This is a genomic window from Bacillus sp. MYb56, assembly GCF_002976445.1.
Classification (GTDB): Bacteria; Bacillota; Bacilli; order Bacillales; family Bacillaceae_G; genus Bacillus_A; species Bacillus_A mycoides.
Window position 1 is genome coordinate 17,083 of record NZ_PCOH01000004.1, and the last position, 26,797, is coordinate 43,879.

The following is a 26,797-nucleotide window of genomic DNA, read 5'->3' on the forward strand; positions in this document are numbered from 1 at the left end:
CATATAGTAATTAAAAAGCTTAGTAAAGTAGGTGGATGGTATGCCTTCGGTTGTAGGAAATCTTGTCGTTCAAAACAGTAACGGCTCTTTCAACTTAGGAGATTTTTATAACGTGTCTCCGAAAGAAAATACGAAAGCTTATAACGGCTCTGGAGCTTCCAATGTCGGATTTGTCGTCAACACTTTTAGCGGCGTTAGCGCAACAAATACATTTGATTCGGACGTTGCAGACCAAGATCAAATTGGAACAGCGTAAAAAAAGCATTAGCTCTTCTTGTATAGAGCTAATGCTTTTCCTTCTGTTTTTTAACACCTTACATATTTACGTTTGAACCCCAGTCTTCCTCTATCAAGTCCTTTATGAATACTTTCGTAAGCGTTTAGAAAACTGCTTTTCTTGTTGTCCCGTTTTAGTTCTACTATGCCTACTTCCTTTGCGGTTTCAACTGCCTTTTCATGTAGCGGCACATATGAAATCCCCACGGTGTTTAGAAAATTATTCATAGCGGATTTCGTTCGTTCTGGCGCATCGTGAATTGTATTTTTCACAACTTCTAGCATATTGGTAATCTTACTTTCGGAAAATTCATGGTCTTTTCGATTCCCTAAAAGCCAGCAGTAGCAACTCCATCCCGCTGACATTCTTAGTTCGTCACCACTTGCAATCCATTTATCAGCAACGTCTTGTGCAAACTCTGACTCTGATAAAGTTACTGCTACCACATAATCGGACAGCATATAAAAGTACGCCCCATCCATCCAACGATCAAAATCCGATTCGTTCATAGTTTTTGGATCTGCAATAATGCCTGCAAAGTACATCGCATCATAGTTACCTGTAGCATAAAGCTCTTCAGCTAAACTTTGATTGATTTTTATTTTCTTCGCGATTGGTTTCATAGCACCTGTAGCTACTCCAAAAAGTGGCTCCTTTGCACCATTGGATATGTATATTTTTTTAGTTCGTTCCTTGCCGAGAGTTTCAAGCTCTTGCATTACTGTTTCAAAATCCATCGTGTTGCACTTCCTTCCTTACTATTATAATCAATTCACTTATATTCTTTATCAAGTTCTCTACACTTCATAAATTCATCTGTTAAAGCGTTTTGTCCATCGATTTAAGATTTTCAAAATGGGATTTCGTTATACGCGTTTATCTAGCTAATTAATACCGATTATAAAAACTAATCATTAATGAAGATGCTACTCCCCGCTAATGATTAGTTTTTTTATTTAAATGATAATCCATTATCTTCTAAAGCCGCTCTCAATTTAGGTAAAGATGCTGGTCCTATACCGTGCAGTTTCAAAATTTCTTTTTCACTATACTTTGAAAGTTCTGCTTCAGTCGTTATTCCATGGTGCTCTAACGCTCGCCTTGCTGGTGCTGAAAGAAGAGAAAGAAAGCCTTCTTTTGGCTTTCTCTCTTTCTCACAGGTTGGGCAAGTTGGACAATCGCTACTTTTGTAGTACTCGTGTCCTTGATCACAAGTTCTTAACGTCGCCATAATCCATAACCCCTTTCTAAGCTCTATTCGTCAATATTTACAACATGATTTCCATCAAAGAAATATAAACATTTCTCTTTCACAGGATGTTTTAAGCTTTTCTCGAGTGCTTTTGCATATAGTGAAAGCTGTACTTTGTATCGGTCTTCTAAAATTGGTTTCGCTTGATCAAATCCGCCTGGGAACTTTCCTTCAATCGTATCTGTTTTAAAGTCGATTAAAGTAATTCCGTCTTCCTCTTCGATCATGCAGTCGATAACCCCTTGGACAAGTATTGATTCGCCTTTCTTCCCTTGCCAATCTTGATACGCTTCTTCTGCTGAAAGCATCATCGTAAATGGTACTTCGCGCTCAACACTTTTTGCTGCTAATACCCTTTTACCTAAGTCACTGTCAAAGAATGAAATTACCTTTTCAATCGCTATTTCTTCAGCTTGTTCAAATGTTAATAGTTCTTTATTTACCATTCTTGCAATTTGTTCTTGAAGAACTTCAATCGTAATTGGTTTCTTCAAATCTACATGCTGCATAACGGCATGGACTGCTGTCCCTCGCTCTGCGTATGTTAGCCCTTTTTTCTCCATAAAGCGCGGACGTGTTTTAATTGGTGCACGAATTTTTTTAATAAAGGCGTTATCGCTACCTTCTTCAGATTGATAATTTCTCTTTATTTCTGTAACAGACTGCTTCGCACGGTGAGATGTCGCGTCCGCATACCCGTATTCCCACATCAATCTGTCGTACACTTCTTCTTTCCGTTCACTTTCTAACGGAACAGCTTTTTTATCACGAAGCGCTTCTAATAACTCTTGTTTCTCTTCTTGAACTGGTTCTGGTGCAAGTAAATCTTTTCCTTCAACAACTTCTACTTTCCAGCTAGCACTATATTCATAAATTTCGCCTGGAATATTTCCTTGTCCTAATTCAAGAAGCATTTCACTATCACGGTGTCTATATAAGGAAGGTGCAATCCAGTCTAAGTAGCAAGACGCTCCGGCACGAATATGGTCTGGTAATAACCATTCACTATGCTCTCTTGCATCGAGCCATTTTTCCATTTCTTTATTTGCATCTTTAACTGTTCCAATTAAAATCAACTTCTCTTTTGCACGTGTTAATGCTACGTATAGTACGCGCATTTCTTCCGCAATTAATTCCATCTTCATTTTACGCTTAATCGCTAGTTGCGATAATGTCGTATATTTAATTCGTTTACGAGGATCGATAAATTGTGAACCGAAACCGAAATCTTTATGAAGTAAGAAACGCTTCATTAAATCTTGTGTATTAAAACGGCGACCAAGTCCAGCTACAAATACGACTGGGAACTCTAGCCCTTTACTTTTATGAATCGTCATAATGCGAACAACATCTTCTTGTTCTCCAAGAGCTCTCGCCGTTCCCATATCATCTCCGCGTTCTAAAATACGCTCAATAAAACGTAAGAAGCGGAATAATCCTCTAAACGATGTTGCTTCATATTGTCTTGCACGATCATATAGTACGCGTAAGTTTGCCTGCCTTTGCTTTCCGGCTGGTAAACCGCCGACAAAGTCGTAATAGCCTGTCTCACCGTACACTTTCCAAATTAAATCGGAAAGTGATTGTTGTCGCGCAAATTCACGCCACCCTTGCAGTAAGTTATAAAACCACTCTAATTTATCATGCAATTCTTGTTCTTCTTCAAGCGGCGCTCCCTTTAAGAATGAGCTCATCACTTCATAAAACGAGCCTTTCTTTCCATGAGCACGAAGCGTCGCAAGTTCTTCGTCATTTAGTCCAACGATCGGTGAACGAAGTACAGCTGCAAGCGGAATATCTTGCATCGGGTTATCAATGACGCGGAATACGTTCATCATAATATTTACTTCTGTCGCTTCAAAGTAACCAGTCGCAAGGTCAGCATATACCGGAATTCCTTGTAGTTTTAACTCTTCCATAATTTGCGGCGCCCATGGCATGGAGCGAAGTAAAATAACGAAATCACGATATTGCACTGGGCGCATACTATCAGTTTTACGATCATACACTTCATAGCCTGAATCGACCATTGCTTTAATACGCTGCGCCATAAGACGAGCTTCAAGCTGCGCTTTTTCTACTTCGGCACCTTCTTCACCGTCTTGCACTTCTTCCTCAGTTTGCTGAATACATAATAGCTCTGCCGCTACATCTTCACCTTCTGGATAGCTAGCACCTAGCTTTAATTCAGCGTCAGCATCATAATCGATTTCGCCGACTTCTTCGCCCATAATTTGTTGGAAAATAAAGTTCGTACCTGCTAGCACTTCATGACGGCTACGGAAGTTTTTCGCTAAGTCAATCTTCATTCCGCCGCCCGATCCTTCTTGTGTGAAACGTTTATATTTTCCTAAGAATAAACCAGGCTCTGCTAGTCGGAAACGGTAAATCGACTGTTTTACGTCACCAACCATGAACAAGTTTCCTTCACTCTCAGAATCTTTCGTTACGAATTTAATAATTGATTCCTGTACGAAGTTCGTATCTTGATATTCATCAACTAGTACTTCAGCAAATTTATTACGATATTGAAGTGCTACTGCTGACGGCTTCATTTCACCGCCTTCACTTTGCTCGCTTAAAATTTGCAAACAGAAATGCTCTAAATCTGTGAAATCGACCATTCCTTTATCTCGCTTAATCGCTTGGAAACGCTCTGTAAATACTTTTACAAGCTTCACGAGTTTTTCTAATACAGGATGCATATCTTGAAAATCTCGTAAGAAACTTTCGGGTCTGCGGCTAAATAGCTCTTCTTGTAATTTCTTCACTTCATCTTTCGCTTTATTACGAAGAGAATCTACTTGTTTTACAACATCTTCGTTGTAATCACTTTTTTTAATACGCTTTAACGTTTGCCACGATACATTTTGCATCGCTTCATAAACGCTTGTCCACGATCCACGCGCTGCTGAGGATAACGTTCCAAGTAAAGCTAAATCTGCTTGTAAAGTTTCAACGCGAGGCGCTGGACCATCAGGAAGCATTGCGAGTTCAGTCGCCTTACGAATATGCTTTTCCGCTGTTTCAAGCTGAAACTTCACATCTTCTAATAAGTAAGAAGCGTACACTAAATCTTCAATCGTCTTTCCTTCAACGTCGTATGCTTCTACTAATTTATCAAGCCACTTCTCCGGGTTTGGATGCGCTCTTGATTCTGTATGAAGCGCTAAAATCATTCGTTGTAAGTCATCGTCACTACGGTCACTCGTATAACGATCAACTAGTTCAAAGAAAATACTATTATCTTCGATTCCATATTCTTCTTCTAATATGTCATCTAGCACTTCTTCTTTTAATAACTCATTTTCTGTTTGGTTCGCAATACGAAAACGAGGATCGACATCAAGCATGTAATAATATCCTCTAATAACTTGTAAACAAAATGAATGAATTGTTGAAATGGAAGCTTTATTTAATAAGCTAAGCTGCTTTCTTATATGCTGTGAACCTGGCCCATCAATTAATACTTTTTCTAACGCTTCCCCAATTCGATTTTTCATTTCTTGCGCTGCTGCATTCGTAAATGTTACAACGAGCAGGCGGTCGACATCGACTGGATTTTCCTCACTTATAATCTTTTTAATAATACGTTCAACTAATACCGCTGTTTTCCCTGATCCAGCTGCCGCTGCGACTAAAATATCACGTCCGTTCGCTACAACCGCTTTCCACTGGTCATCTGTCCATTGACTACCTTCTGGTTTCTGAGGCCAATTTTCTATCATTCTCCGCCAACCTCCTCTCTAATTTTCTCCATCGCTTCGCTATCTTTCATATCTTTTAACGTACGGAATTGGTTATCTTCAAGTGATTCATCAAATTGACAAACAGATTTGAAGTTACAGAACGTACATGCCGCTTTATTCCCCTTTTTGTAAGGAGCAATATCGATAACACCTTCTATAATGTCTTTTCCGATATTTTCAAACGAGTGGTGTACATATTTTTGAAGTACGTTAAACTCTTGTTCACTTGCAATGCTAGAACGCGCACTAAAACTACCATCTTTTTTCAGACCAGCAGAAATAATATCAGAGCTTCCTGTTGAAAGTTTATTATCCATTAAACGCACAACGTCAGCATCTCCTAGTACGAGACCTTTCATTTTAAATTTCTTTAAAATTTCTTTCTCAATTTCTTCTTCAGATGCATCGCCTTTCATCTCAACAATCGGGTTATGAATATGGAAATACAATACACCCGCCGGTGATGCAGTACTGCCCTTTTTCATCCACGTATGTGCATTTGAAGTAACAACATCTAAATACGTTAACATTTGAAGTGCGAGTCCGTAATACACTTCTGTTAAATCTAACGCTTTCGAACTTGATTTATAATCAATAATACGAAGGAACGTACCACTCTCATCTTCCGCCTTATCAACACGGTCAATACGGCCAACTACTTCCATCTTCACACCATTTGGCAACGCAAATTCCATTGGCGGAAGAGATCCAGTCCCGCCCATACCGAACGGTACTTCTAAATCAACTGGTACAAATCCACTCGACTTCGCATGTTCACGAAGAATAAGTGACGTACGGAAAATGATTTGTTGTAGTTTTTGCTTTAAATAGAAATGACGGTTCGAACTTAATAAAATTTGTCTTTGTAATAACGGTGCAATTTCTTCTATTACTAAAGCAGAAAGGTGTTCACACTCTTTTATTGATAAATCCGCCCAAGTCCGATTTTCACGTAATAGCTTGTCTGCAATTCTCTTCAGCGCTGCATGGAATAATTCACCGATATCTGGCGCATCAAGTTTGAAAATATCACGCTCTCTTAGCGATAAACCGTGCTGAGCAAAATGAGCGTACGCACAGCGATTAAATAGTTCCATACGAGAAACGCTTCCCTTAATTGTATCTCCATATAAATCCCTACTTACATCTGTACTTAGTTTCTGTGCACGATTTCGGTAGAATAAACTTGATAACACACGGCTACTTTTTTGCTTCCATTCATCTGAAGTAACGTAGAAGTTATATACGTCCCACCAAAAGTCTAAATTCCCTTCAAATCCGTATCGCTTCCACGTTTGCAGTTGCTGCATGACATAAGACAACGTTACTTCTGGCGTTGCTACATATGAGATTTGTTCCGAACGCGATAAGTCATTTACATCATTCGTAATAAACGATTCTTTCACATCAGGGAACATTCTTTTTATTTTTTTAATAAAACTAGAAGCAAGTAATGTCTTTCCTTCTTCATCCGCAAGCGGACAGGAAATGTATAACTTCTCAGATGCTCTCGTCACCATTTGATACATAACGAACTGTTCTTCTAATAAAGTTTGTCTCGTCGTTGGTGCTAATTCGATACCTGCAGCGGTGAGAACATTTCTTTCCTCATCAGAAAGCATCCCTTCATCCATAGGCGCTGCTGGAATCACTCCTTCATTTACTCCAATAATGAACGTCGCTTTAATATCTGATAATCTAGAATGATCAATGTTAGCAACTAACACTTGATCTAGTGACGGCGGAATGTTCGCAAATTGAAGTGCCTCAAGACCTGTCGACATAACCTCCGTAAACATTGAAAGGGACATCTTCTCTTCGCCAAGCATCTCAACGAACGTATCAAGAAGATTCATCACTTCTTCCCATACTTGCTCATGGTCTGTCGCAAATAAGAAATCTCCATTTTCTTCTGCACGAACACGTAATTCTTCTAGTTTTTTCGGAACGTCCAGCTCCTCTAAAAATAAATATACCGCTTCGCACATTTGCATAACTGTTCCAGCACGCTTCAGTCTTTTTTGCATACGAATAACTGGCGTTCTTACAACGTCGCGAAGTCGATTTATTTTCTCTTCCATTTCACGCTCACTGTCTGTTATCATTTCGCTCGCATCATCAAGAGAACGATAACGACGATACATCCACGGATCTTCAGAAGTCCATCTCTTCCCTTGTACACCGTACGCTAAACAGTAGTTTTCAAACTCATCCATCTCTTCGCGCATCGCTTCTTTTCTTACATCTAATGGATATAAAAGCTCTGTTTTCACGCAGCGGAATACTGCATCATAACGCCAATTCCCGCTAATAATCTCGAGTGCAGAACGAATACATTCTACTAGCGGATGATGTGACATTGGGCGTTTTTCATCGATGAAATGCGGGATATTATAATCCGTAAATAACGTTCGCATTACGTCGTAATAACTTTCTCCGTTACGAAGAAGGACTGCGATATCTCGGTAACGATAGTCTTCATCCGCCACAAGTCTTCTAATTTCACGAGCTACACCTTCTACTTCAGCTCGTAAATTAGCTGCTGTACTAATTGTTACACTCGCTTCACCATGATACTTTTCATTCGGACGCGCTTCATAATGCGTTTCTAAATGAGCTAATGCTGGAGAATGAAAACGCGGTTGTTCCATAAGTGGAATTGTTTTTTCAATTTCTATTTTCTCTTCACGCGCTACTTGTTTTATTTTTTCATACGTTAACGTCGTTTCATAAAATAAATCTAGTTCATTCACTGGCTGCGCTAACGTTTTTTCATCTATCGTTAATGTTATTGTTACTCTTGTTCCTAATCTCATTAGCCCTCTAACGATTTCTAGCTCTTGAGGAGAAAATGAATGGAATCCATCTATATAAATTTCCGCTCCTTTTACATACTCAGAGTCTGAAAGCTTCTCAATTAATAATTGTAAGTAGTCTTCTGAATCTAAATACTTTCCGATTAAAGCACGTTCAAAATCATCATATAGTAACTGTAAATCATACACTTTATTCGCTAGTAGCTTTTGCTCTGCACTACTGCTATGCGTGTCTAATTGTTGCCACATTTCATATACGTTAGACGGCGTCACATTGTAACGTTTAAACTCAGCAATCATACTACCAAGATGTTCAAAGAAACCGTTTTGCTCCGCTGCTTTTTGAAACACAGATAGTCCATCTTTACGAGATTCTACAATTTTACGAAGCAACATATGTACACCCGCTTCATCAATATGAAGACGACTCGCTCCGCCAACTTCTTGCAGCACCTTCCACGCTAATCGCGAAAAACTAAAAACTTGTGCCCGAATAGAACCTCTTACATCTTCGCTCCCAATTAACGCCTGCTGCGTTTGGAATGTCATCTGTTCTGGCACAAGATATAATATTGTTTTCCCTCTTGGGCGCTGTTTTAACTCTTCTTGCACTTCGTGTAAACAAAGTGTACTTTTTCCACTTCCAGCTCTACCAATCACAAATCGAAGTGACATGAAACCCCCACCTTTCACTTACATAACGAACGTTAGTTTGCTATCACAATTGTATTATAGGACGATAAAAAAGACAAACATACTCGTTTGTCTTTTCCTTATACTTCATTTTATTATATCAGCCTTTTGAGAAATTCGTTTGTACCTCTTGAATCGGCCAATATCGTAAATCAACTTTACCGACAACTGTATCAGCTTTCACAAAGCCGAAGTGCCTACTATCCCAGCTACCAAGGCGGTTGTCACCAACTACAAAAATAGAACCGGGTGGTACAAACTTTTCTTTCGTTAACTCTTCTAGTTTAAAATCGCCTGTTAATTGCCGTCCATTTGTCTCTTTCTTATACGTCTCTAAATAAGGTTCATCCACGAATTGTCCGTTTATATATAATTTATCATGCTTATATTCGATATGATCCCCAGGTAAACCGATAATTCGCTTTACATAGTCCTCTTTTTTATTCGCATGAAAAACGACGACATCAAATCGATTCAAGTCCCCTACTTGATAACTCACCTTATTCACAACGAGCATATTTCCATCTTGCAATGTCGGCATCATTGACTTCCCCTCTACAACGTACGTTGAAAAGAAAAACGTTCGAAAAAATACAGCTAATAGTACACCAATTAAAATTGTTCTTACCCACTCTAGCCCTTCTTTTTTCAAAGTTTTCTTCATTCGCTTCTCCCCTCGCCCTTTAATGATGAAGCTTATCTTTACAAAGAAGACTTTTCCTAATGTAGTTCTAACTTTACTTCAATTTTTTTACCGACATACCATAAAATAAAAATAACAACGCCCACAATAACCGATTTCACCGGCTTATGAATAAATGACACTAAATCATGACCGATATACGTTAAAATAAAGATCATAACAAGCTTTCCAAATGCTAATGCTAGTCCAAACTGTTTTACGCTAATGCGAGACAAACCAGCTACAACATTTATAAGCGCAGATGGTGTGAACGGAAAACAAAATATAACAAAGATTGGCGCGAACCCTTTTCTTTCAATCCATCCCATCGCTTTTCGCACTCTCTCATGCTTATTTACAAAAGAAAAGAAACGACTTCTTCCAAAGCTACGAATAATGAAAAATACAAGCATTGCACCAATTACTGACCCAATCCATGAATAAAGAAAACCGAACCAAAAACCAAATGCAACAGCATTCGCCAACACAAACACAATGAGTGGCAATGCCGGAATAAGCGCCTCTATCATCGGTAAGCCAATACCGAGAAGCGGTCCGAACGCACGATAACTTTCAACAATATGATCCATATTTTCTGGTGAAAAATACTCTTTGATCGTTTGAAAATCCATTCTACACTTTACCCCTTTACTCTAATTACTACCTCTACTGTATCATCGCTTAAATGAAAGAGGAAATGGTAGATACGACATATGGAGATGTATTTATTAAAGTTTCCATATCATTCGCTAGAATTCCTTCATTATTATGCTATGATAATCTTTCAATATTCGACAAGACATGAGAATAATTTAGACACCACGCACAGATTATAACTTAACGGTTACATATTATAAAAAAGAAGAAACTACAGAAAGTGTCAATCTGTAGTTTCAAAAAAAACCTTACTACGCGTAAGGTTTTTTCTACCTGTATGGAAATGAGTAATGACAAATAATTGTTATACCTTCAAACAATTCTCCTTTTCTAATGACTAGTTCTTACAAGAAACTTTTTTAGTAAGCGTATACTATCAATCACGATAAGTATTAATAAATATAAGAAAGATAGTATTAATACTGTACTTGGAATAGGTAACATTCGAAATTTGTATAAAAACTTATCAATCATATATATATCTTGCTCATTCGTTATAGTAGTAGGAGTGAATATAAGGTGCTCTTGCCAATTATCTATCCAAGTTAAATCAACTGCGGAAAATTGCATTATTCCTAACCACAAGTAAAGAAAAATCGGTATGAGAACCATATATTGTAAACTATGTAATATCTTTTTTTCCTTCTTACATTCAATAATTTGAAAGACAATAAGTGTCAGTACGTACACAATCGATAGAAGAAATACTATGGTGACAACTGGTTGAATTGAAAAAGCAAATAGCAATTTATCAATTTCACTAATTTGACTATATTCTGTTGCATTTTGAGGCGTAAAAATAAAATGTTGTTTATCAGCACCTATCATTAACTGACTGCCAACGAAACCAGTAAACATAAAGGTAAGAAATAATATAGGCAAAACAAGAATATATTGCGCCCAAAATAACATGGTCCTTTTCAACATAACAGCCCCCTTTTTTATATAATAAGGAAAGAACTATCCTGTATACCGCGAATATAAAACGATATATAATCACACTACATTAAGTATATTTAGGAAAAAAACCCTTATATTGTAATTATATATATCACCTTAAGTTATTAGAGAACGAAAATTCAGGAAATTAACCTTGTTTTATTTATGAATCTTACCGTGCAAATAGTATATATAACAAAATCAAAAAGGATGAGTCTCCCCATCCTCTCCCTCTCACACTTCGCCTTCCTTCACAAAATACACTTTCTCATATGCTGGTGTTAATTTAGATTCTTCATTTTTATCAATCTCTTTAAAGCAAGGATTTCCTTGTTTTTTCTTACGATCTTCATACTCTGTCCGTAATTTCGCTGTACGATTTTGCTGATTTTCAAAGCTACTTTTTGACATTTCTAGTTTCACAGCGAAACCATTTATAAATCTAATAATAAGATTTCCATCTTTTAATTCTTTATTATCTTCAATATGAAAATGAGATAACCACGCACACTCTTTTCGAGAATAAGAATACGTAGGGAAAAAATAAAGTTGATCTGTCGGGCTAATTGCGATAGGAGCTTTATGTGTAATACGAGTTAACTCCTTCGTTCCTTCTTTTCTTCCAAAGAAACTAGAACCATGCTTCCGGCAACTTCTCTCTATAATATCAAGAGGCTTTTGAAATACGAAAAAAGAATCTTCCATTTCTACAATTCGCGTAACAACTTTCTTTTCTCCTAGAACAACAGGAAGTAAGGCCATTGTATTTTTGCTTACAACATAGTTTTCGACATAACGTTCTACTTTACTTTCCATAGTCTACTGTCTGCTACTACAAATATAGGCAAATGTATATCCTTAGAGTATGTAGTTTTTGCACGCTAAGAATATTTTTATCTATACTCGCTCTTTTGTTAGTAACAGATTTTTCACCTCTCTTTTTTAAATTTTCAATTGCTATTTAATTTCCCTTCTTCATTTCCCTTTTATAGTAGCACCTACGAAAAGGAAATGGTTTACATTCTGCGATTCTTTACAAATACTTATAATAAATCAAATATAATACAAATATATTAATAAAAATATATGGATATCAAAAAAATAATCTGTATAAAAAGAGGATTCTATATACGAAAAAAGAATTTATATCATTTGTAATATATTTAACACATTCCCCTTTTCATATAATTACAGCAATTAATTTTGCTATAATTAAAATATAAATCAAATATACGGAGGTCTCTCATGGAAGAAAAGCAAGATCATCCAACAATTCAAATGAAAAATAGTAGCATTGTTATCGTAAAAAATTCAGCGAGTATTATATTCGGTTTATTTTTTATTTTACTGTTCTTCGCGAAGCCTTTTCGTAAATCTAGATGTCCAGAATGCAAGAAACGTGAAAAGAAAAAAGCTGTGAAAGAACACTAAAAGGCCTTCCTTTACGGAAAGCCCTTTTTACATACCGATTGCCATTTCCTTCATTCTTCTTCATCCTCAAAAAAACCTACTATTTTTTCTTCCAAGATTCTCTGTATCTCTTTCAACCTGTACTATGATTATATATGGTTCTTGATCTAAATACCGAGAATGAGACTTCCTCAAATCAATTACCGTCACTTTATCATTTTCATAAGTTTTCGAGTACGCCTTTATTTCTTCAATCGTACTTTTTAGGCTGTCTTTATTACTAATATAAATATCGTATATCTCAACAACAAAAAAAGGATGGCATAAGCCATCCTTTTTTCTATAATAAACTATAAAATTATAGTTTGATTACGTTTTTAGCTTGAGGTCCACGGTTGCCATCTTCGATTTCGAAGCTAACTTTTTGGCCTTCTTCTAAAGATTTGAAACCATCAGTTTCGATTGCAGAGAAATGTACGAATACATCGTTTTCGCCTGGAACTTCGATGAAACCGAAGCCTTTTTCGTTGTTAAACCATTTTACTTGTCCTGTAACTGTCATAATTATTTCCTCCTACGAAAATACATTTTATTTAGTCTTCATGTATAAAAAAAGAATCCACACATTATCAAATTCGAAACATAAACTAGTTCTCACATACTTTTTCCCGTTTGTTTTCGGCATTTGATAATATATGGATTGCTTAATTTAATTATTCAACTGGTATTATCATAACACACTTAAAATAGAATGTACAATCTTTTTAAAAATAAAATTTCTAAATTTTAGTATTTCTTATAAAATATAACCACACCTATTCTAATAAGGAGGCGTGTATGACAGAAATAATCCCTAAAAAAACATTAAAAAGAATTGAAAAAGATATTGAAAATAACAACCTTGGAAAAGCAAGAGATAGATTACACGGATTAATCACTACTTATCCGAATGAATTAGCACTTAGGAAAAAACTCGGTGACATTTACTTTACATTACAATACCCAGAAATGGCCGGACGGTATTGGTATCTTGAAAAAGAGAAAACAGATGTTATGCACGCGGCATGTCTACAATTTGAAAAATCGATGGGAAACGACTCTTATCATATTGTACGTGCTTTAAAATTCAAAGGAGATCGTAACATTATTACAGGACTACAAACCGAACGTCCCTTACAGCCATTGCAGAAAAAAGTGATAGAGGAACTAATTGATGATTATGAAGAAACATGGAAAGACAAACTATTTACATGGGGCTGTCTTTCATTATTCGTATTCCTTCTTTTTACTGCTATCGTTGGTATATTCACTATATTGGATTGGATATTTTAAATAGAAGTGAACGTCCCACAATACGACGACAAATAAAATTACATCAACTTTCCGACAAAGTTTAACAATGTCAGCGACGTAATAATAAATAAGAAAAGTGCCCCAAAAATATTTTTTGGGGCACCTACTTATACCTTTATTTCGTAAACTGCTCTTCTTCCGTAGATCCTTTTAAAGCAGTCGTTGATGAAGTACCGCCCGTAATTACTTGTGCTACTTCATCAAAGTATCCTGTTCCTACTTCGCGTTGATGGCGCGTTGCAGAATAACCATCTTTTTCTGCTGCGAACTCTGCTTGTTGTAATTCAGAGTACGCTGCCATGCCGCGCTCTTTATAACCACGCGCTAATTCAAACATGCCGTAATTTAATGAATGGAATCCAGCAAGCGTTACGAACTGGAATTTATAACCGTATGATGCAATTTCTTTTTGGAAGCTTGCAATTGTTTTTTCATCTAATTTTTGTTTCCAGTTAAAAGAAGGGGAACAGTTGTAAGCAAGTAGCTTCCCTGGATATTTCTTATGAATTGCGTCCGCAAAGCGTTTTGCATCTTCTAAATTTGGCTCCGACGTTTCACACCAAACGAGATCTGCATACGGCGCATACGCTAAACCACGTGCAATTGCTTGATCAAGACCTGCTTTCGTACGATAAAACCCTTCCGGTGTTCTTTCACCTGTAATAAACTCTTGATCAACTGGATCGATATCGCTCGTAATTAAATCTGCCGCATCTGCATCTGTTCTTGCGACGATAATTGTTGGTACACCCATTACATCCGCAGCAAGACGTGCCGAAATTAAATTACGCACCGCTGTTTGCGTCGGTAATAATACTTTTCCGCCTAAATGCCCGCATTTTTTCTCTGAAGATAATTGGTCTTCAAAGTGCACGCCAGATGCACCCGCTTCAATCATCCCTTTCATTAATTCAAATACGTTTAACTGTCCACCAAACCCAGCTTCAGCATCCGCCACAATTGGGACGAAATAATCCGTATCACCGCTACCTTCCATATGCTGAATTTGATCAGCACGTTGAAGCGTTTGGTTAATTCGCTTTACAACAGCTGGCACACTGTTCGCTGGGTATAAGCTTTGGTCAGGATACATATGCCCAGAAAGGTTCGCATCTGCCGCTACTTGCCAACCGCTTAAATAAATTGCTTTTAATCCAGCCTTCACTTGTTGCATCGCTTGGTTTCCTGTTAATGCCCCAAGTGCATTAATATAATCTTCTGTATGAAGTGATTTCCAAAGCTTCTCTGCACCACAGCGCGCTAACGTATGTTCAATATCAATCGATCCGCGCAGACGAATTACATCTTCAGCTGTATATGGACGTGTTATCCCTTTCCAGCGCGTATCTAATTCCCAGCTTTCCTGCAATTTATCAATTCTTTCGTTTTTCATATGTTCCATCCCCTTTTCTTGTTTCTTATAAAATTTCATAACCCGGTAATGTTAAAAACGGCATGAACTCGTTATTACGAACAAGGTTTGTAAACAGTTTTGTAGCTTCTTCAAATCTCCCCTTATTAAATGCTTCCTTACCAATCTCTCTTTCTATTTTTGCTAGTTCTTCTTCTTTCAATTCTTCCATTAATTTAAAAGTGATATTACGGCCATCACTTAGCTTTCCACCCTCATGACGAATCCACTGCCATACTTGTGCTCTTGATATTTCTGCTGTTGCTGCATCTTCCATTAAGTTATAAATTGGAGCTGCTCCCCGCCCGCTTAACCAAGATGCAATATATTGAATACCGACGTTAATATTCGTGCGAAGACCACCTTCTGTAATCGTTCCCATCGGTACTTCTAATAAATCCTTTTCTGTTACACGTATTCCTTCACGCTTTCTAAAAATTTGATTTGGCGTTTTCATTATGTGATTAAATACTTCCATTGCAACCGGTACAAGTCCCGGGTGGGCAACCCAAGTCCCATCATGACCGTCTAAAGCTTCGCGCTCCTTATCAGCACGCACTTTCTCGAAAGCTGCCTCATTTGCTTCTGGATCATTTTTAATTGGGATTTGCGCCGCCATCCCTCCGATTGCTGGCGCATTACGACGATGACACGTTTGAATAACTTTCAAAGAATACGCGCGCATAAACGGCGCTGTCATCGTGACTTGCGCTCTATCCGGAAGTAAAAATTCATTATGATTACGGAAGCTCTTTAAGAAACTAAATATATAATCCCATCGTCCGCAGTTTAAACCAGCAGAATGATCTCTTAGTTCATACAAAATTTCATCCATTTCAAATGAAGCGTGAATCGTTTCTATTAACACAGTCGCTTTAATCGTTCCGTTCGGAATACCGATATACTTTTGAGCGAATACGAAAACGTCATTCCATAATCTTGCCTCTAAGTAACTTTCCATTTTCGGTAAGTAAAAGTATGGGCCACTTCCTTTTGCTAAAAGCGTCTTCGCATTATGGAAAAAGTACAAACCAAAATCTACTAAACTGCCAGACATGTTCTTACCGTCAACTTGCATATGTTTTTCTTCTAAATGCCACCCTCTCGGACGCACAATTAATACAGCTGTTTTACTATTTAAACGATATTCTTTTCCGTTTTCATTTTTATGTGAGATCGTTCCCTTACTCGCATCTCGTAAGTTAATTTGACCTTCGACAGCATTTCTCCAAGTTGGTGCATTCGAATCTTCAAAGTCTGCCATAAAAAGATTTGCTCCTGAATTTAAAGCGTTAATGACCATCTTTCTATCCACCGGACCAGTAATCTCCACGCGGCGATCCTCTAAATTTTTCGGAAGCTGGGCGATTGTCCAATCCCCTTCACGTATATGCTTTGTTTCTTCTAAAAACTTAGGAAACTCCCCTGCATCAATTCTTTTTTGTTTCTCCACACGCTTTTGTAAAAGTTCCGTGCGGCGTTCATTGAAATTTTCATGCAGTTCCTTTAAAAAACTAAGCGCCTCAGGTGTCAATATTTCGTTGTACGCTGGTAACATTTCTCCGGCCAGTGTAACCCGTGAAGTTTGCGTCGACATATTAGCATCCCCTTTTCAAACTGTCTTATAACAGATTTGATTTTATGTTTTATATTATATAACAAATCTTCAGAAAAGGAAGTTTTTTTTGAAAATTTAATCACTTTTTTTACAAAACTGTATTCTTCCACCGGCATTACACAAAAAAAAGAAGCCAGTGTTATACAACACCGGCTCCTTTTTTATTATTTATTCAAACATTGAGTTAAATAAGAACTGTGCATATTGTTCACGTGTTACTTTCATGTTCGGAGCGAAGTTACCCTTTCCATCTCCTACTGAAATACCATTTGAACCTACTGCATTAATCGCATTTTCTGCCCAATGTCCCTTTGGTACATCTTTAAATCCTGCTGGTCCTTGTACCTGTAACCCAAATGCTCTCGTAAGAACTTGCGCCATTTCTGCACGTGTTAACGTAGCTTTTGGTCTGAAGTTTCCATTCTCGTCACCTGTAAAGATACCTAATTCTGTTACTGCTAAAACTTCAAAAGGAAACATCGTTGAGTTGTCATCAACAATATCATTATACGGGCTTTCTAATACCTCATCTTCACCAAATTGTTCATCAAGATCTAGTGCGCGATAAATTAAAGCGGCTACTTGTTCACGATTTACGTTATGTCCAAAACCGAACACACCATTTCCGTAACCAAGCATAATTTCATGTTCTGCTAAAGTTTGAATTGCTTCATAAGACCAATGCCCTTTCGGTACATCTTTAAATGTAACAGGAGCAGCTTGTTGTTGTTTCACTGCTACTTCAGCATTTGCTGTAGTACCTTGTCCGCTTAATCCAATTCCACCCATAATTGTTAAAGCTGTTGCTACTTTTAAAATCTTTTTCTTCACTGTATTCTCTCCCTAAAAAAACATATTTTTTCTAATATAAAGAATTTATGGAAAAGTAACAATACACTTATCCATATAATATTCGTCTAATTTGCGAACTGTATTTCACATACTTATCTTTATACTTAATTAACAATAAAGTTACTAAACTGTACTTTTTCCTCATAAAAAGTAACTATAATTAACCTGTTTTTTCCATAAATACTAACCACCGAACTATGAACAGCAGAATAAATATACAGATAAACAATTTAAAATAAAAAAAAAGCGCGTAATTTCCGCGCTTTTTTTAAAGGAATATGATATATTAATATAATTTTATTTTTCCTGTACTATATTTTTAAAAACTTCCGTTTCATGTTATTCATCTTTCAAATGAAAATTAATAATAGCTTTATTTAAAAATGTTGCATATTGCTCACGTGTTACAACTTTATTTGGTTCAAACTTTCCATTCCCTGTTCCTACTATGACATTATTAGCTTGCAGAGCACTAATTGCATTTTTTGCCCAGTAATTATTTGGTACATCTTTAAATGTATGCTGTTGCTTCGCTTCAAAGGAATATGTCTGTGTAAGAACTTGCGCTACCTCTGCACGTGTTATTGTTTCTCTAGGTCTAAAGTTCCCCTTCTCATCACCTTTAAAAATACCGCGCTCTGTTAATGCTAAAATTTCATTTGGAAACATTGTTGATCTTTCAGAAATATCCTTATAAGGATTTTTTAATGGGCCTTCATGTTTTATATTAAGTGCGCGATACAGTATTGCCGCCACTTGTTCACGGGTTACATTATCACCTACACCAAACTTTCCATTTCCATAACCTAGCATAACTTTATGATACGCCACTTCTATAATATATTCATATGCCCAATGTTCTACTGGAACATCATCAAATACAATCATTTCTGGATATTCTTCTGCTTTTATATTAGGAACATTTGCGCTTACCAATAATCCACCCATAATAGTCGCTGCCGCCATTATACGGAACATTTTTTTCTTCATTGTCCTCTCTCCTTCATTTCCACTTTATTAAAAGTGGAAAATAATAGACTAAATTCTTTTCCCATATTACATATGCTGCATTTGCAAACCGTATGTAATATATTGCATTTTTAACATCTATTATTTTGAAGATTACTAGGTGAGCCAATTCGCTCTCAATTCCAATTGGTATTCTGAATCGCATGCAAATCATTTGAAGAAATATTCTTATCTTTGCGCTCTAGTTTCTCTCTTTGATTTTCAAAAAGGATAAACAAAAGCTTTTGCAAAGATGTTATATATACAATATTCTACTATCTACTAATCAAGTCCTTCACTTATAAAAATTTCACTTTATAGACAAAAAAAGCGCAAATATCATATTTGCGCTTTTTTCGAGCTTCATAGATTAATCGTTTGCGTAGAATCTTTGAATTGCAATATTTAAGAACTTCGCATACTGTTCACGGGTTACAAGTTTTTCTGGTTCAAATAAACCATTACCCGTTCCAACTATAGCTTTATTAGACTGTAAGGCGCTAATCAAATCTTTAGCCCAATGATTTTCTGATATGTCATTTCACTTTTCATACAAAAGGTACAAATATGATCTATTTGCACTTTTACTACATAATAATGTAGCTCTTATTTATTCCATTTTCCCTGGCGAATTATCGATTGTCTTTTTTAAGAATTTCGCAAATTGCCCGCGTGTTACAAGCATTTCAGGTTCAAATTTCCCAGCGCCTGTTCCTGCTACAACGTTATTAGATTGCAGCGCACTAATCGCATCTCTTGCCCAATAATCCTCTGATACGTCTGTAAATGTATGATGTCGTTTTGCTTTCAGATTATATGCTTTTACCAAAATTTGCGCTAGTTCCGCACGAGTTAACGTATCTTTTGGACGGAAGTTCTGATTTTCGTCTCCTTTAAAAATACCGATCTTTGTTAAGTGTAAAATTTCATAAGGAAACATTGTTGATTTCCCGTCAATATCTCCATATGGATTTTCAATATGTACATTTCGTTTCAAATCTAGTGCGCGATACAGTACTGCTGCTGCTTGTTCACGGGTTACATTATCTTCTACACCAAATTTCCCATTTCCGTAGCCATACATAATCCGGTGATACACTAAATTCATAATTTCATTATAAGCCCAATGATCATTTGCTAAATCATCAAATTCTAGCATAATATCAGGTGGAGGTGGAGATTGTTGAATTCCATCTGTATTTGCTGAAACAATATTACCGCTAACAAATATCCCCCCTATTAAAGTTAATGATGTCGCTATCTTTAATAACTTTTTCATCTCTCTCATCCGCTTCTTCCTTTATTTTCCTACTTTTATATTGTACAAAAAAATAAGAAAATTCTAAATACGATAGGAGGTAATTTTTCACACTTCATAATACGTATTTTCTTTTACCACTACTTTTTCATCCCTCGTTTTTCGAAAAGTAAACGCCATTCCTACAAATATAAGAATAATCCCTACAATTTGCATACTAGTCGGTCTAAATCCAGTAAAGACTGTATCTAATAGTATTGCAACAGCAGGATCTAAAAACACTAATACAGAAATAAGTCTCGTCGGTAAATCTCTTAAACTGTCAAAAAATAAGTAATATACAAACCCAGTATGTATAAGTCCTGTCGCAGTAATCATCATCCAGTTCATCTCTGTTAATCCTTGAAACTTCCCGAAATCTACGAATGGTAGCAATAAAAATATACCCAAAAAAGTTTGTAAAAATGTCATCGCATATGCACTCGTATGCTTAATTCCTTTTCCGAGCAACGTTGTAAATGCATAAAATAAAGCTGCAAGAAGCGCCCACACCATTCCAGACGACATAAGTTTCTCAAGCGACATACTTCCATCTACCCCAGCTACTAAAACTGTACCGATGAAACATATGGTAATGGACAGAACCGCAAATGCTGTTAACCTCTCTTTAAATACAATACTACCAATCATTAATACGATGATCGGTGCAAGATGATATACAGAAATCGCAATGGTAATCGACATGACTTCAAACGCTTTAAATAAAAACACCCAGTTAAAAACGAGAAATACGCCACACGCTAATATTTGCACAATTTCTTTTTTATTCCATTTCTCATTTTTATATTGTCCTGTTGCAAACCAACATAGCGTTAAAAATAAAGTCGCACAAATACAACGAATAAATACTAATTCAAAAGATGGTAAACCCGTTTGGACAGAAAAAAATCCAATCGATCCGAAAATAGACATCGAAAGGATCATTTTTATAGCCGGCATTGATTTTGAATGAAACAAAATATTAACCTCCTAAATATTTAACTGAATATTCTACGTATTATACACTATAATTTTCCAAAACTCGAATCATCCACAATAAAAAGAAGCAGTACACTACTGCTTCTTCTCTTTTTCATATTGTTCAAACGTATGAATTCTTTCGAAAATCGGTGGATGTGTATATAAGAAAAACTTCACTAATGCAGGCGGATTCACTTGGCTTAAGCTCGTCTTTGATAAATATTGAAAAGTTTTCACACCTGATTTTCCATCTTTCGTCATATCTAAAGCGTATTGATCTGCCGCTCGTTCCTCTATACGAGAAACGTAGTTTGTTGCTGGTTGTGCTGCAAAAGATAATAAAGAGGAAATTAAGAAAAATAAAGGTAAAATTGAGAAACATGCTAATTTTGGAATTTGCAGTGTATCTCCCCATTTTCGAATACACATATTTATAATACGACTAATTAAATACATACCTATAAACGATAGCAACACATAGCTCGCAACACCCCAATATATATGTTTCATAACATAATGCCCTATTTCATGGGCCATAATAAATAAAATTTCTTTATCTTTTAATTGCTTAAGTGTTGTATCCCACATTACAATACGGGCGTTAGGGCCAATTCCCGTTACGTACGCATTTAACGAATTCGTTTTTTCCGACATATTTACTTCATATACGTGTTTAGCTGGAATATCAGCTTTATCTGCGATCGCTAAAATTTTCGTTTCTAATTCCTTATTTTTCAGCGTTGAAAAATCATTATAAAGTGGATCAATTACAACAGGTTGCACAAACGTTAAGAAAATCGTAAACGGAACAGAGAGCGCCCATCCTGCTAGCCACCATCTCTTCGGAAATTTACGGATGAGCCATAACAAAACCGTAACAATGAGTAACATAGTCGCATAGTTCACCCAAAAATCGATGACATGATCTTTTATCCAGCTTTGTGTGCTTTGCGTAGATATTCCGTAATCAACGGACACTTTACGCCCGATCCATTGCATCGGTAATGCAAGAACTGTTGTTAGTAGTGATAAATAAAAGAAATAAATCGCAACTTGTAAGACATTTATTTTGGTCGTTTCCTTCGACCATTTCTCAAACTTTTTTGAAATACCGAGCACGAGTACAAATAATAAAATAATCCATTCAAGAGGCGTCGCTAAAAAGAACAGTAAATTTTTCACACGCGAATAATCTTGACTTAGCGTAAGCTCCCTCGCATTCATAAAGGTTTCTGGATCTGCACTCGTTCCTTTATACATGTCCGGAATGAGTTCATGATTCCATCCAAATAAATACCAATATATAAGTAACGCAAACCCAACGTATAAAAAAAGCGACCACCCAATAACTTTCCTCACGCTATTCCCTCCTCTATGCTGCCTGTCTATTATTATTGTAAGTTCGTACTTTCAAAATTAGAACAAGCTAATCGTGATAATTGCTCTAGCTCGTTCAATTTACATAAAAAAACTCTTCTATTACAAGAAGAGTTTCACCGGCTCATAATCTGGTATAAGAAATGTACTTACAAACCAGTGCCCTTTACATATCGTATATATTCATAGTCCTTAAAATCCTTCTTAAGGAAGTACATCTATTAACAAACTAAAATCTTGCAAAGAAAAAGAACTATATTTCATAATACCTTGTACAGTTAAAAGTAAAATAAGACCCATCACACACATATAATTAATACTTTCTTCATGCTTTTTCTCAGCAACTACTCCGCCCGTTATGCATAAAATCCCTAATAAATGGAGCGCTAAATACATAAAAAAGTAAGCTTCCTCCCAGCGAAGAACAACATTTACTGTCGTAATCAATACTAAACTCAGTACAATCAAATAAAAAAACTTATTTGACGATATTGTTTCATTCATATAATTTTATACATCCCTTTCAAATTTCGAATTAATAATGATTTAGTTTTCATAAAGTGAAACTTTAATCAGTGGGGTTTTGTTCATCCCCACTGATTATTAGTTGAACCAATCGGGCGTTTACGGACAGTTAATGCGGGATAAAATAAAAGTCCCCATTGCTTTCTCCAACATTTTATGAGTCCTAACATAATTCACTTCATTTCTACATATTGTCTGAAAATGCGCTTCATCATTTCTTCTATAATAAAGCTGACTATTATTAATGTCCCTAACACGATAAAAAGAAAAATAATATTTCCTGTATCATTATTGATGGAAAAGTATTTATATCTAATAGAAGTACAATAATCTATCATTTCCTTCAATATTTTCTCAAACGTCTTCTCTACCTTATTTATCTCCTATTATACTTGAAAAGTTCTTCTCCCTCTCCGCATATATAACAGGCACTTCTTTACTCCAATATTTGCGATTCACAAATAAAAAGATGAGCACTAAGTTTAATCCTGTCATAAAAATAATTAATCCTGGAAAGAATGTCGTATAGTTCGAAAAATCGGCAAAACTCATTATCTTTTCTCTACTTACTAAAAAAGAAGAACTAAGCACAAGCGCATTGTTTAACATATGAATAGCAATTGGCATGAGTAAGCTTTTCGTACGAATATATACAATTGATAGTACGATGCTAAACACAACTGCACCAAGGAAATCAACATGTAAGCAAGCAAATAAAAGTGCTACAACGACCATTGCTATACTAGTACCCCATTTTGCTGCAAAACGCTGCAGTAAAAACCCTCGAAAAACAAACTCTCCGACAATAGGCGCGATAAATACAACCCTAATAAATTGAAATACATATCCCCCGGTACTATCTATAATCGGTTCATGCAAGGCATTCATAATAAAATCTGGTGTAATCCATGCAAAGCTGTACATATATAAAATAAGATAGCCGTAACTAAACATACAAAGTATAATCGCGATGTACAAAACTTGCACTAGGTTAAATGTTTCGTTTCTATTAATAAATAATGAAAATGAAACACGATGCTTTCTATATCCGTAAAAAAGCCATATTATTGGAAGGATATAAAATATAAGCATATTTATAAAAGATGAATTCTGTATATGAAATGTATTTTCTAGCACTTCATTACTACTTCGTGCTATTAAAATTAGTAATGCAAATACAATTAAAAAATATCTAGCTCGCATCGTTTGAAACGGATTCACATTCATCTCCTCCCCATGTTACTTTTATCATATCATTTGAATCTTAATTTTTTGTGAAAGAAAACCTTAAAATTTCCTTAAAAATTCCATAAGTTACAAAAAGATGATATGATATTCGAGGAAATTAGGAGGGATTCATATGTATCACGCAAATATTCTACTCATTGATGATGAAACAGCAATTTTACAATTACTAACTACCATTCTTGAAAAAGAAGGTTTTTCTCATATTACAACTGCAACATCTGCGGAAATAGCCTTATCTCTCACCGAGCAAAACAATTACGATTTAATTATTTTAGATGTAATGCTTCCTGGACAATCCGGTTTTGACATTTGTCCAATCCTTCGCCAAAAAACGGATTGCCCTATCTTCTTCCTAACAGCAAAAACATCTGATGTAGATAAAATTTCCGGATTTTCATACGGTGCGGATGATTACATTACGAAACCATTTAATCCACTAGAAGTAGTCGCTCGTATGAAAGCTCAACTCCGAAGACATATGAAACAAAACATACAAGAACAAAGAATATACTCCTTTTCTTTTGGGAGATTTGAAATTGATCAACATTCTGCGGAACTAACAGTAGATGGAAACGTTGTCGAATGTTCCGCTCAACTCTTTCAACTACTACTATTCTTTTGTGAGAATCCGAACTACGTATTTTCGAAGGAAGAATTATATGAAAAAGTTTGGGGAGCACCTGCCTATAATGGAGATGATAATACTGTTATGGTTCACATTCGAAAACTACGTGAAAAAATTGAACAAGATCCAAGTAAACCAGAATACATAAAAACAGTTCGTGGACTTGGCTATAAGTTCATTACAAAGTAGGTTAAAGATATGAATTTTAATAAACGACTTATAATCCAGTTTATTTTACAACACGTTTTTGTCTTAGTTACGTTACTTATCGCAGTAATTGCTTCTTTTTCTTATTTAATTTTTCTTCTTAATAGTACTTTATATGAACCTAATATTTCTGATTATGATACCTTTACAATCTCCGAATATATTTCTTCTGAAGACAATAACATTACTTTAAAATCTGAGGTAAAAGATTTAATAATAGAAAAGAGTGATTGGCTTCAAATTGTAGATGAAGATGGAGAGGTCCTTTACAACTTTAATACGCCTAACGATGTTCCTACCTCTTACACAAAGACATCCTTACTTACGTATTTACAGAATGGCAGCAATAATATTTATAAATTTAACTATTGGGAAATTAAATTAGAAAAGAAACCAGTGATCGTTATTTACGGTGCCAAACTAAAAAGTAATGCATTACTAAAAACGATACAACAAGGACACCCTTCTTTATCATTAAATGAATTTGCATTAACTGAACAAGAAAAACAATTACTTTCTAAAGAAAAAGCAACACTGCAAATATTTAATAACAATGGCGAAGAAGTTTTTTCCTATCCAACTGGGAAGAAAAAAACATTTTCGGCTATAAAAACAGCTCTTAATGAAAAAGAACCGTGGAATTATAAAGAAAACACATCTAGTTTTTACGATTCAAATAGCGGTCATCTCGTCGTTGTATCCGCCCCAAACGCTCATTATTATCCAGATGATGAATTAGATGATATATTTACCAAGAAACTTCTAATCGGATGCAGCTTAATCCTCCTTATTGTGTTTGCTTATTTAGTCATTCTTTCAATTTGGTATGGAAATAAGTTTGGAAAGCCTTTATTACACACGATGAGCTGGCTTAAAAACATAGCCGGAGGAAAATATGAAGAACCTGTTAGTAAAAAAGGCAAACCTGTTCGGTTTCGGCGCTCTGGTAAAGAAAAATGGTCGTTCCGCATATTTAAAGATGTTACAAACTCACTAGAGCACCTTTCTATTACTTTGAAAAAGAACGATGCAATGAGAAAAGTACTGCAACAAACACGTGAAGAGTGGATTACCGGCCTGACGCATGATCTAAAAACACCGCTTAGTTCTATATACGGCTATGCATTATTACTAGAATCGAAGCAATATAATTGGACGGATCAAGACATTCAACAATTTGGCCATGTAATGAAAGAAAAATCTCAATATATGACTACATTAATTGACGACTTAAGCTTAACATATCAATTAAAAAATGATACTCTTCCTGCGCAACACGTAAATGTTGAAATTAATCAGTTCGTCCGAAAAGTACTATTACAATTTATTAATAACCCGACACTACAAAATCAAAACATTGAATTCGTGCCAAGTTCAAGCAAAATCCAATATTTTATTGAAGAAAAATGGTTCCAACGTATTATCGAAAACTTACTCGCAAACGCTGTAAAACATAATAATGAAACGACAAACGTAATCGTAAAACTTTCGCAAAATGCAAATTCATTTACACTATCTATTTCAGATAATGGAAAAGGTATGGATGATAAAACGAAAGAACTTCTATTCGAGCGATATTACAGAGGAACGAATACAGAAGAAAGCAACATCGGAACAGGACTTGGTCTCGCCATTACAAAACAGCTCGTTCATGCCCATAACGGAACGATTTTCATTGATAGTGAACTTGGAAAAGGAACGACGATTATACTTGTGTTTCCGTTTAGTTCGTAGGAAAAGGTGCTTTTATAAAGCACCTTTCTCTTTTCGGAGCAGCGCGCTAGTAAATGAAATTATATCGACTTAACTATAAAATACAA

General features: G+C 35.9%; 24 protein-coding genes and 2 pseudogenes. 5 read left to right on the top strand and 21 right to left on the bottom strand.

What is annotated here, in order from left to right; genetic code table 11:
- Nucleotides 1-40 precede the first annotated feature (40 nt).
- The gene (gerPF, locus tag CQ058_RS06945) at nt 41-256 is read left to right on the top strand and encodes a spore germination protein GerPF (RefSeq protein WP_001141570.1); all 216 of its coding nucleotides are present in this window, start codon (nt 41-43) and stop codon (nt 254-256) included.
- A 50-nt stretch (nt 257-306) separates the two neighbouring features.
- Here gerPF and CQ058_RS06950 read toward each other — a convergent pair whose 3' ends face one another.
- The 9 genes and pseudogenes from CQ058_RS06950 to CQ058_RS06990 all read right to left on the bottom strand — a co-directional run.
- Nucleotides 307-1,014 (bottom strand): DNA alkylation repair protein, encoded by a 708-nt coding sequence (locus CQ058_RS06950; protein ID WP_002188732.1) that lies wholly within the window; start codon nt 1,012-1,014, stop codon nt 307-309.
- Between the two features lie 215 nt (nt 1,015-1,229).
- Nucleotides 1,230-1,508, bottom strand: coding sequence for an RNA polymerase alpha subunit C-terminal domain-containing protein (locus tag CQ058_RS06955; protein ID WP_105589533.1), 279 nt, complete (start codon nt 1,506-1,508; stop codon nt 1,230-1,232).
- Nucleotides 1,509-1,531: 23 nt separating this feature from the next.
- Nucleotides 1,532-5,257 (bottom strand): helicase-exonuclease AddAB subunit AddA, encoded by a 3,726-nt coding sequence (gene addA / locus CQ058_RS06960; RefSeq protein ID WP_105589534.1) that lies wholly within the window; start codon nt 5,255-5,257, stop codon nt 1,532-1,534.
- Nucleotides 5,254-8,769: a helicase-exonuclease AddAB subunit AddB gene (addB, locus tag CQ058_RS06965; protein ID WP_002188729.1), complete on the bottom strand. Its 3,516-nt coding sequence runs from the start codon at nt 8,767-8,769 to the stop codon at nt 5,254-5,256. The genes addA and addB overlap by 4 nt, the downstream gene beginning before the upstream one ends.
- Before the next feature lie 118 nt (nt 8,770-8,887).
- Nucleotides 8,888-9,451 carry a signal peptidase I gene (gene lepB / locus CQ058_RS06970; RefSeq protein ID WP_002011277.1) on the bottom strand — a complete coding sequence of 188 codons (564 nt, stop codon included), beginning with the start codon at nt 9,449-9,451 and terminating at the stop codon, nt 8,888-8,890.
- A 56-nt stretch (nt 9,452-9,507) separates the two neighbouring features.
- Nucleotides 9,508-10,101, bottom strand: a complete 594-nt coding sequence (locus CQ058_RS06975; RefSeq protein ID WP_002011278.1) for a TVP38/TMEM64 family protein — start codon at nt 10,099-10,101, stop codon at nt 9,508-9,510.
- 355 nt (nt 10,102-10,456) lie between these two features.
- Nucleotides 10,457-11,053 (bottom strand): DUF4306 domain-containing protein, encoded by a 597-nt coding sequence (locus CQ058_RS06980; RefSeq protein ID WP_002140800.1) that lies wholly within the window; start codon nt 11,051-11,053, stop codon nt 10,457-10,459.
- 246 nt (nt 11,054-11,299) lie between these two features.
- Nucleotides 11,300-11,881 carry a competence protein ComK gene (locus CQ058_RS06985; protein WP_002011279.1) on the bottom strand — a complete coding sequence of 194 codons (582 nt, stop codon included), beginning with the start codon at nt 11,879-11,881 and terminating at the stop codon, nt 11,300-11,302.
- Nucleotides 11,882-11,930: 49 nt separating this feature from the next.
- Nucleotides 11,931-12,017: pseudogene (locus tag CQ058_RS06990) on the bottom strand (RNA-guided endonuclease TnpB family protein); the annotation flags it as partial.
- A 293-nt stretch (nt 12,018-12,310) separates the two neighbouring features.
- On the opposite strand from CQ058_RS06990, the gene CQ058_RS06995 reads away from it, so the two are divergent.
- Nucleotides 12,311-12,496, top strand: coding sequence for a hypothetical protein (locus CQ058_RS06995; protein ID WP_002188726.1), 186 nt, complete (start codon nt 12,311-12,313; stop codon nt 12,494-12,496).
- A 50-nt stretch (nt 12,497-12,546) separates the two neighbouring features.
- Here the strand turns inward: CQ058_RS06995 and CQ058_RS32240 are convergent.
- Together CQ058_RS32240 and cspA are read right to left on the bottom strand one after the other, a co-directional pair.
- Nucleotides 12,547-12,775: pseudogene (locus tag CQ058_RS32240) on the bottom strand (hypothetical protein).
- 58 nt (nt 12,776-12,833) lie between these two features.
- The gene (gene cspA / locus CQ058_RS07005) at nt 12,834-13,037 is read right to left on the bottom strand and encodes an RNA chaperone/antiterminator CspA (protein WP_002011282.1); all 204 of its coding nucleotides are present in this window, start codon (nt 13,035-13,037) and stop codon (nt 12,834-12,836) included.
- Between the two features lie 275 nt (nt 13,038-13,312).
- On the opposite strand from cspA, the gene CQ058_RS07010 reads away from it, so the two are divergent.
- Entirely contained in the window at nt 13,313-13,807 is a 495-nt protein-coding gene (locus CQ058_RS07010; RefSeq protein WP_002188725.1) for a DUF6584 family protein, read from the top strand.
- A 136-nt stretch (nt 13,808-13,943) separates the two neighbouring features.
- Here CQ058_RS07010 and aceA read toward each other — a convergent pair whose 3' ends face one another.
- From aceA to CQ058_RS07070, 10 genes are all read right to left on the bottom strand, one after another.
- Nucleotides 13,944-15,221, bottom strand: a complete 1,278-nt coding sequence (gene aceA / locus CQ058_RS07015; protein WP_002149914.1) for an isocitrate lyase — start codon at nt 15,219-15,221, stop codon at nt 13,944-13,946.
- A gap of 25 nt (nt 15,222-15,246) precedes the next feature.
- Entirely contained in the window at nt 15,247-16,836 is a 1,590-nt protein-coding gene (gene aceB / locus CQ058_RS07020; RefSeq protein WP_002188724.1) for a malate synthase A, read from the bottom strand.
- A gap of 189 nt (nt 16,837-17,025) precedes the next feature.
- Nucleotides 17,026-17,688: an S-layer homology domain-containing protein gene (locus tag CQ058_RS07025; RefSeq protein ID WP_002188723.1), complete on the bottom strand. Its 663-nt coding sequence runs from the start codon at nt 17,686-17,688 to the stop codon at nt 17,026-17,028.
- 360 nt (nt 17,689-18,048) lie between these two features.
- Nucleotides 18,049-18,699, bottom strand: a complete 651-nt coding sequence (locus tag CQ058_RS07030) for an S-layer homology domain-containing protein (protein WP_002188720.1) — start codon at nt 18,697-18,699, stop codon at nt 18,049-18,051.
- 388 nt (nt 18,700-19,087) lie between these two features.
- On the bottom strand, nt 19,088-19,252 hold the full coding sequence (locus CQ058_RS07040) for an S-layer homology domain-containing protein (protein ID WP_080019337.1): 165 nt from the start codon (nt 19,250-19,252) through the stop codon (nt 19,088-19,090).
- A gap of 75 nt (nt 19,253-19,327) precedes the next feature.
- Nucleotides 19,328-20,005, bottom strand: coding sequence for an S-layer homology domain-containing protein (locus tag CQ058_RS07045; RefSeq protein WP_002188719.1), 678 nt, complete (start codon nt 20,003-20,005; stop codon nt 19,328-19,330).
- A gap of 78 nt (nt 20,006-20,083) precedes the next feature.
- Nucleotides 20,084-20,992, bottom strand: coding sequence for a DMT family transporter (locus CQ058_RS07050; protein ID WP_002188717.1), 909 nt, complete (start codon nt 20,990-20,992; stop codon nt 20,084-20,086).
- A gap of 96 nt (nt 20,993-21,088) precedes the next feature.
- The gene (locus CQ058_RS07055) at nt 21,089-22,354 is read right to left on the bottom strand and encodes a M48 family metallopeptidase (RefSeq protein ID WP_002188715.1); all 1,266 of its coding nucleotides are present in this window, start codon (nt 22,352-22,354) and stop codon (nt 21,089-21,091) included.
- A 222-nt stretch (nt 22,355-22,576) separates the two neighbouring features.
- Entirely contained in the window at nt 22,577-22,876 is a 300-nt protein-coding gene (locus tag CQ058_RS07060) for a hypothetical protein (protein ID WP_001006056.1), read from the bottom strand.
- A gap of 393 nt (nt 22,877-23,269) precedes the next feature.
- A complete protein-coding gene (locus CQ058_RS07070; protein WP_002140783.1) occupies nt 23,270-24,118 on the bottom strand; it encodes a CPBP family intramembrane glutamic endopeptidase in 849 nt (282 codons plus the stop codon).
- 139 nt (nt 24,119-24,257) lie between these two features.
- Between CQ058_RS07070 and CQ058_RS07075 the strand changes: the two genes are divergently transcribed.
- Together CQ058_RS07075 and CQ058_RS07080 are read left to right on the top strand one after the other, a co-directional pair.
- Nucleotides 24,258-24,959 (top strand): response regulator transcription factor, encoded by a 702-nt coding sequence (locus tag CQ058_RS07075; protein ID WP_002011226.1) that lies wholly within the window; start codon nt 24,258-24,260, stop codon nt 24,957-24,959.
- Between the two features lie 9 nt (nt 24,960-24,968).
- A complete protein-coding gene (locus tag CQ058_RS07080; RefSeq protein ID WP_002188712.1) occupies nt 24,969-26,711 on the top strand; it encodes an ATP-binding response regulator in 1,743 nt (580 codons plus the stop codon).
- Nucleotides 26,712-26,797 lie beyond the last annotated feature (86 nt).